This window comes from Mycobacterium sp. E3305 (assembly GCF_001666785.1).
Classification (GTDB): domain Bacteria; phylum Actinomycetota; class Actinomycetes; order Mycobacteriales; family Mycobacteriaceae; genus Mycobacterium.
In genome coordinates this window covers 62,301-69,492 of sequence record NZ_LZJA01000223.1, presented here as the reverse complement: position 1 = coordinate 69,492, position 7,192 = coordinate 62,301, and the positions used below count along the sequence as shown (strand labels likewise).

The following is a 7,192-nucleotide window of genomic DNA, read 5'->3' as shown; positions in this document are numbered from 1 at the left end:
GTGCACGCCCGCGAACATCTGGTCACGACGCTCCTCGAGGTTAGCGGCGCGCGCCAAATCGATGAGCAGCCGCAGCGTTTCTCGGGTGATGCGGTGTTTGCTGTAGTCGATGTAGAGGTCACCGACCGAGACGGTGAGTTCGCAGCCTCGGTCGGGATCCTCGTCGAAGAACTGGCGCAGATGCGTCGCGCCGATCTGTTCGTGATGCCTGCGCAGGGCGTCCCACGCTGGGGTGGCGGTGATGTCGGGGAGGCTTTGCGCGGAGGTCATACTCCGACCCTAGTGACGGTCGCAAGCGCGGTGTAGCCGGGCGCGGCGGGCCGTCACCGTGGGTTTGGTGACGGTCGCAAGCGCGGTGTAGCCGGGCGCGGCGGGCCGTCACCGTGGGTTTGGTGACGGTCGCAAGCGCGGTGTAGCCGGGCGCGGCGGGCCGTCACCGTGGGTTTGGTGACGGTCGCAAGCGCGGTGTAGCCGGGCGCGGCGGGCCGTCACCGTGGGTTTGGTGACGGTCGCAAGCGCGGTGTAGCCGGGCGCGGCGGGCCGTCACCGTGGGTTTGGTGACGGTCGCAAGCGCGGTGTAGCCGGGCGCGGCGGGCCGTCACCGTGGGTTTGGTGACGGTCGCAAGCGCGGTGTAGCCGGGCGCGGCGGGCCGTCACCGTGGCGCAACGCGAGCGACCCAGCCAGGCGTGACTGGCGACCTCAGTGACCCAGCCGGCCCCTGCCCAACCGCAGCAGCAGGATCGCGAGGTCCTTGCCGTCGGGACCGAGCTCGCTGTAGCGCTCGATGACCTTCATCTCGCGGCTGTGCACCAGCCGCGTGCCGCCGGATGCCATCCGGACCTTGCCGATCGCCTGGGACACCTCGGTGCGCCGCTTCACCGCGGCCAGGATCTCGGCGTCCAACCGGTCGATCTCGTGGCGCAAGTCGTCGATGCTCAACTCTTCGGCGTCGGTCGTCTGTGGGGGTTCCACCGTCTCAACCTTCATCTCTGCTAACTCCGCGTTCTCGGGATGTGGGGGTTGTGGTCTCATCCTGTTTCGGGCCTCACAAAAGAGAAGAGCCCCGGTCTTGAGGAAGCGGACCACGGGGCTCTGACGAAAGCAGCTAGACCACGGGGACCGCGAACCGGTACCCGTAGAAAAATCGGCGGCAGTTCGGGGTGAAGGACTGCCGACGGCACTGCGCGTTGAGCACCAAACGAGTGTGCCACTAAAATCGGTTCCCGCGCAAAAACGTCGGCGTGAACTGGCCATTACGCGCCGAGTGGCCGAGCCGGACGCGGTTGAGCCGGCGCACCGGGACATGGTTGCTTACCGGTGTGGATTGCATTAACGCCGGGGGAAATTGAGCGCCGACGGCGTATTTGGCGGCATTGGCCCGGCGCAAATCCCGGTCCGATTATCGGCCACTTTTAGACGTGGGTGCAATTATTTTCCATCGCAAATGCGGTCGCTTATCGGATTGCGAAACTCCCATTGTGTCGGCGTGGATTTGGCCGGTGCGGGGCGTCGGAGGGACTAGCCTGATCTGACGCCTGGACGTGTTGCGTCGGTGGGCGGCGGTAAGTTTGGACCAACATGAGTGTGTATGTAACCGATGCCAATCTGGCCTCCGAGGCAGATCAGCTACTCGAAGGCCTCAACCCGCAACAGCGCCAGGCGGTGGTGCACGAGGGCTCGCCGCTGCTGATCGTCGCGGGGGCCGGTTCGGGCAAGACTGCGGTGTTGACGCGCCGCATCGCCTACCTGATCGCGGCGCGCGGTGTCGGGGTGGGCCAGATCCTGGCCATCACGTTCACCAACAAGGCGGCGGCCGAGATGCGCGAACGCGTGGTGCGGCTGGTGGGCAACCGGGCCCGCGCCATGTGGGTGTCCACCTTCCACTCGACGTGCGTGCGCATCCTGCGCAACCAGGCGTCCCTGATCGACGGCCTCAATTCCAACTTCTCGATCTACGACGCCGACGACTCCCGCCGCCTGCTGCAGATGATCGGGCGCGACATGGGGCTCGACATCAAGCGCTACTCGCCGCGGCTGTTGGCCAACGCCATCTCCAATCTGAAGAACGAGCTGATCGACCCCGCCGAGGCGGTGGCCAAGCTGACGGACGATTCCGATGACCTCGTTCGCACCGTGGCCTCCGTATACGGCGAATACCAGCGGCGGCTGCGCGCGGCCAACGCCCTGGACTTCGACGACCTGATCGGCGAGACCGTCGCGGTGCTGCGGGCCTTCCCGCAGATCGCCCAGCATTACCGGCGGCGGTTCCGTCATGTCCTGGTCGACGAGTACCAGGACACCAATCACGCCCAGTACGTGCTGGTTCGGGAACTGGTCGGCCACGACGCCACAGAAGAATCGCCCGACGACGTTCCGCCTGCGGAATTGTGCGTGGTGGGTGACGCCGACCAGTCGATCTACGCGTTCCGCGGCGCCACAATTCGCAACATCGAGGACTTCGAGCGCGACTACCCGGACGCGACAACCATTCTGCTGGAACAGAATTACCGCTCGACGCAGAACATCCTGTCGGCGGCGAACTCGGTGATCGCCCGCAACTCCGGCCGCCGCGAGAAACGGCTCTGGACCGACGCCGGTGCCGGCGAGCTGATCGTCGGCTACGTGGCGGACAACGAGCACGACGAGGCGAGGTTCGTCGCCGAGGAAATCGATGCGCTCGCCGACCGCGGCGAAATCACCTACAACGACGTGGCCGTGTTCTATCGCACCAACAACTCCTCGCGGTCGTTCGAAGAGGTGTTCATTCGCGCTGGGATTCCCTACAAAGTCGTTGGGGGAGTGCGCTTTTACGAGCGCAAGGAAATCCGTGACATCGTCGCCTATCTGCGGGTGCTGGACAACCCGGGTGATGCGGTCAGCATGCGGCGGATCCTCAACACCCCGCGTCGGGGCATCGGTGATCGCGCCGAGGCCTGCGTGGCCGTCTACGCCGAGAACACCGGCGCGAGTTTCAACGACGCGTTGGTGGCGGCCGCCGAAGGCAGAGTGCCGATGCTCAATTCGCGTGCGGAGAAGGCAATCGCGGGCTTCGTCGAGCTGCTCGACGAGCTCAGGGGCCGACTGGACGAGGATCTCGGTGATCTGGTCGAGTCGGTCCTCGAACGTACCGGCTACCGCCGCGAGCTGGAGTCCTCCACCGATCCGCAGGACCTGGCCAGGTTGGACAACCTCAACGAACTCGTCAGCGTGGCACACGAATTCAGCACCGACCGGGCCAACGCCGCCGCGCTGGACGAGTCGTTGGAGGCCCCGGACGACGAGGACGTGCCGGACACCGGTGTGCTCGCGGAGTTCCTGGAACGGGTCTCCCTGGTTTCCGACAGCGACGAGATTCCCGACGACGGCGCCGGCATGGTCACCCTGATGACACTGCACACCGCCAAGGGGCTGGAATTCCCCGTGGTGTTCGTCACCGGCTGGGAGGACGGCATGTTCCCGCACATGCGGGCGCTGGACGACCCGACCGAGCTGTCCGAGGAGCGGCGGCTGGCCTATGTCGGCATCACCCGCGCCCGTCAGCGGCTGTACCTGAGCAGGGCCATCGTCCGATCCTCCTGGGGGCAGCCGATGCTGAACCCGGAATCGCGCTTCCTGCGCGAGGTTCCGCAGGAACTCATCGAGTGGCGGCGCACCGCGCCGGCGTCGTCGTTCAGCGCGCCGGTGAGCGGTGCCGGCCGGTTCGGCACCCCGCGCGCGGCGCCGACCCGCTCGGGTGCGGGCAAGCGGCCGTTGCTGGTGCTCGAGCCCGGTGACCGGGTGACCCATGACAAGTACGGGCTCGGGCGCGTCGAGGAGGTGTCCGGCGTCGGCGAATCGGCCATGTCGCTCATCGACTTCGGCAGCGCGGGCCGGGTCAAGCTCATGCACAACCACGCGCCGATCAGCAAGCTCTAGTCGCAACCTCCCGGCCGTCGGAAGGCGTGCCGACCGTGAGGTGATCGGGGAATTTGATATCGCGGGTGATATCGGATTCCGAAGTCGCTTATTGGTCGGGCCGCGGTGAACCGGGTGATCACCCTGCGGTCGCGACGACCCGGCCATCAGGCCGGCGGGTCAGGCCTCCAACCAGCGTTTGGTGCGCGGGTGCATCGCCAGCACCACGCTGGCGATCGGTAGCAACGGCAGCAGGTGCACGATCCACGCCACGCGGGCACCGGCGATGAACACGCCCAGGTACGTCAGCACGGCGACCACGGCGCCGACGACGATGAGGAAGCGCCCAAACGGCCGGTGCTGCAGCAGCATGATCACGCCCGAGACCGTGGTCACGGCGAACACCAGGGCCAGGAACGCGACCGCGACGCAGAAGAGCCGGTCGGACCGCCACCAGCCGGCGACCAGGTCGGTCGCCACCACCGACGTGGCCCACCCGCTGACGATGCTGACGGCGCAGGCGGCGACGGCCGTCCGGTCGCTCGGCCCATCGGCCGGCGCACCCGGCGTGCCTGGCAGCCCCGCGCGAGACGGGCCCTGGTAGGGCGGTGGTTGTGCGGCGATGTGCGTGGTCGGGGTTTCCGGCGCTATGGGGACGGGTCCGGTGGGTGCCCGGCGGATGATGCGGGTCTTCGGGTCCGACGGCGACGCGGATTCGGGCGATGGCGGACCGGGAGGTGGCTGATCGGGCGCGGTCACCTCAACCAGCGTAGTTACCGACCATAAGACCCCGCTTAGCCAGCCATGGGACGGGATCGATTCGTTCGGTGCCCCCCTGGAGCACCTCGAAATGCAGGTGAGGGCCGGTGGAGTTACCCCGGTTGCCCATGGTGGCGATCTGGTCGCCGGCCATTACGCGCTGGCCGACGCTGACCAGCGTGGTGTTGACGTGGCCGTAGAGTGTGACCGTGCCGTCGGCGTGGCGCAGTTTGACCAGCATGCCGTAGCCGGCGGCGGGACCCGAGTCGATGACCACGCCGTCGGACACCGCGTAGATCGGCGTCCCGATCGAGTTGGCCAGGTCGATGCCGGCGTGCAGCACTCCCCAGCGGTAACCGAAGTTGGAGGTGAAGATGCCCTTCGTCGGCATCACGTAGAGCGGCTGCTGCAGCCGTGCCTCACGCTGAGCGCGGTCGTTGGCGAACGCGACGCCCTTGGCGAGCTCCTGGTTGTGCACCGCGGCGGTCGCCGCCGGCTGCAGCGCGACGACCTGGGCACCGCGGATGGTGTTGTTGGCCGAACCGCCGGTGAGCGCCGACGCGTTCGCGGTCAGCACGGCCTCGGTCTTCGGCGTGTCGGCGTGGCTGGTGGCGGTGTGCGCAGCCGCGGCGGCCGCGCCCGCGGCCATCGCCGAGATCAGCAGGCGGCCCCGGGCCGCGCTGGTCGGCTCCTTGCGGTGCGCTCCGCCGTGCCGGGCGACGGCGACGACGTCGGTGGTGTGCACGCGACGGGGACGGGGCTCGGCGGCGGGCGCGATGACCACCCGCGGCAGCACCTCGGTGACGGGCGCGGCCAGCCACAGCGGGGTCGGGTCGTCGGCCTCGTTCAGGTCGTCGAGCTCGGGGGCCAGCAACACCTGCGCCTCGTTGTCGAAGGTGGAGTCGTTGCTGTAGTCGAGGTCGCCAAGATCGCAGACCTCGTCGCGCCAATCCAGGTCATCGAAATCGAACCCGTCGAGCGGGAGGATTTCGGTGACTTCGTTGCGATGGGGCTCGGTACCCCGGCCGCCTGCCGCGCGACCAACCCTCACCACACCTGCTGTTTCAGCAGTAGAAGGAGCAAAACGGTGCTGGGACAAGCTGAAATGTCCTCGTATCGTGACCATAACGTTATCTGGACCCTGAGACGGTATCCGCTAACTCGCGGAACTGGCAACCTCGACGAGCAATCCCGCCGAAATTGTGATTTGAGTCACGAACGGGGTACGCCGCTGAGCCGTGAGCTGTGCCACATCGCCGGACGCGCCGGAAAGGGGCGGTTGGCCAGTGGATACAGTTCGTCCGTGCGAGTTGCCGATCGCGGCACCGCCCATCAAGAGGCCTAGCAGTTGAGTCGAGCGAAGACAGAGAGTCCATGGACCTTTTCGAGTATCAAGCCAAAGAATTGTTCGTCAAGCACAACGTACCGACCACGCCGGGGCGGGTGACCGACACCGCTGAGGGCGCAAGGGAAATCGCGACCGAGGTTGGCGCTCCGGTGATGGTCAAGGCGCAGGTGAAGGTCGGCGGGCGCGGCAAGGCGGGCGGCGTCAAGTACGCGGCCACCCCCGACGACGCCTACGAACACGCGAAGAACATCCTCGGCCTCGACATCAAGGGCCATGTCGTGAAGAAGCTGCTGGTCGCCGAGGCCAGCGACATCGCCGAGGAGTACTACATCTCCTTCCTGCTCGACCGGGCCAACCGCACCTACCTCGCCATGTGCTCGGTCGAGGGCGGCATGGAAATCGAAGAGGTCGCCGCCACCAAGCCCGAGCGGCTCGCCAAGGTGCCGGTGGACGCGGTCAAGGGCGTCGACCTGGCGACCGCGCGTTCCATCGCCGAGAAGGGCCACCTGCCCGCCGAGGTGCTCGACGCCGCCGCGGTGACCATCAACAAGCTGTGGGAGCTCTTCGTCGCCGAGGACGCCACCCTGGTCGAGGTCAACCCGCTGGTGCGCACCCCCGACGACCAGATCCTGGCGCTGGACGGCAAGGTCACCCTGGACGCCAACGCCGACTTCCGTCAGCCCGGCCACGCCGAGTTCGAGGACCGCGACGCCACCGACCCGCTAGAGCTCAAGGCCAAGGAGCACGACCTCAACTACGTCAAGCTGGACGGCGCAGTCGGCATCATCGGCAACGGCGCGGGCCTGGTCATGTCCACCCTCGACGTCGTCGCCTACGCCGGCGAGAAGCACGGCGGGGTCAAACCGGCCAACTTCCTCGACATCGGGGGTGGCGCCTCGGCCGAGGTGATGGCCGCGGGCCTCGACGTCATCCTGAACGACAAGCAGGTCAAGAGCGTGTTCGTGAACGTGTTCGGCGGCATCACCTCGTGTGACGCCGTCGCCAACGGCATCGTGACCGCACTCAACATGCTCGGCGACGAGGCCAACAAGCCGCTCGTGGTGCGCCTGGACGGCAACAACGTCGACGAAGGCCGGCGCATCCTGGCCCAGGCCAACCACCCGCTGGTGATCCAGGCCGACACGATGGACGCCGGAGCCGACAAAGCCGCCGAGCTGGCGAACAAGTAA

At 67.1% G+C, this 7,192-nt stretch carries 5 protein-coding genes and 1 pseudogene; 2 read left to right on the top strand and 4 right to left on the bottom strand.

Annotated features, from left to right (window positions below; genetic code table 11):
• Window positions 1-270, bottom strand: a pseudogene (locus tag A5701_RS20875) (glucose-6-phosphate isomerase); the annotation flags it as partial.
• A gap of 430 nt (window positions 271-700) precedes the next feature.
• Window positions 701-1,033, bottom strand: a complete 333-nt coding sequence (locus A5701_RS20870) for a chorismate mutase (RefSeq protein WP_082950482.1) — start codon at window positions 1,031-1,033, stop codon at window positions 701-703.
• A gap of 546 nt (window positions 1,034-1,579) precedes the next feature.
• Between A5701_RS20870 and pcrA the strand changes: the two genes are divergently transcribed.
• A complete protein-coding gene (pcrA, locus tag A5701_RS20865; protein ID WP_067758166.1) occupies window positions 1,580-3,916 on the top strand; it encodes a DNA helicase PcrA in 2,337 nt (778 codons plus the stop codon).
• Between the two features lie 159 nt (window positions 3,917-4,075).
• On the opposite strand, the gene A5701_RS20860 is transcribed toward pcrA, so the two are convergent.
• The gene (locus tag A5701_RS20860) at window positions 4,076-4,654 is read right to left on the bottom strand and encodes a hypothetical protein (protein ID WP_067758163.1); all 579 of its coding nucleotides are present in this window, start codon (window positions 4,652-4,654) and stop codon (window positions 4,076-4,078) included.
• A gap of 1 nt (window position 4,655) precedes the next feature.
• Window positions 4,656-5,705, bottom strand: a complete 1,050-nt coding sequence (locus tag A5701_RS20855) for a M23 family metallopeptidase (RefSeq protein WP_156670187.1) — start codon at window positions 5,703-5,705, stop codon at window positions 4,656-4,658.
• Between the two features lie 323 nt (window positions 5,706-6,028).
• On the opposite strand from A5701_RS20855, the gene sucC reads away from it, so the two are divergent.
• A complete protein-coding gene (sucC, locus tag A5701_RS20850; protein WP_067758160.1) occupies window positions 6,029-7,192 on the top strand; it encodes an ADP-forming succinate--CoA ligase subunit beta in 1,164 nt (387 codons plus the stop codon).

Bases quoted from the DNA above. Each gene is read 5' to 3' on its own strand.
- A5701_RS20870 (WP_082950482.1), bottom strand. From the start codon at position 1,033: ATGAGACCACAACCCCCACATCCCGAGAACGCGGAGTTAGCAGAGATG.
- pcrA (WP_067758166.1), top strand. From the start codon at position 1,580: ATGAGTGTGTATGTAACCGATGCCAATCTGGCCTCCGAGGCAGATCAG.
- sucC (WP_067758160.1), top strand. From the start codon at position 6,029: ATGGACCTTTTCGAGTATCAAGCCAAAGAATTGTTCGTCAAGCACAAC.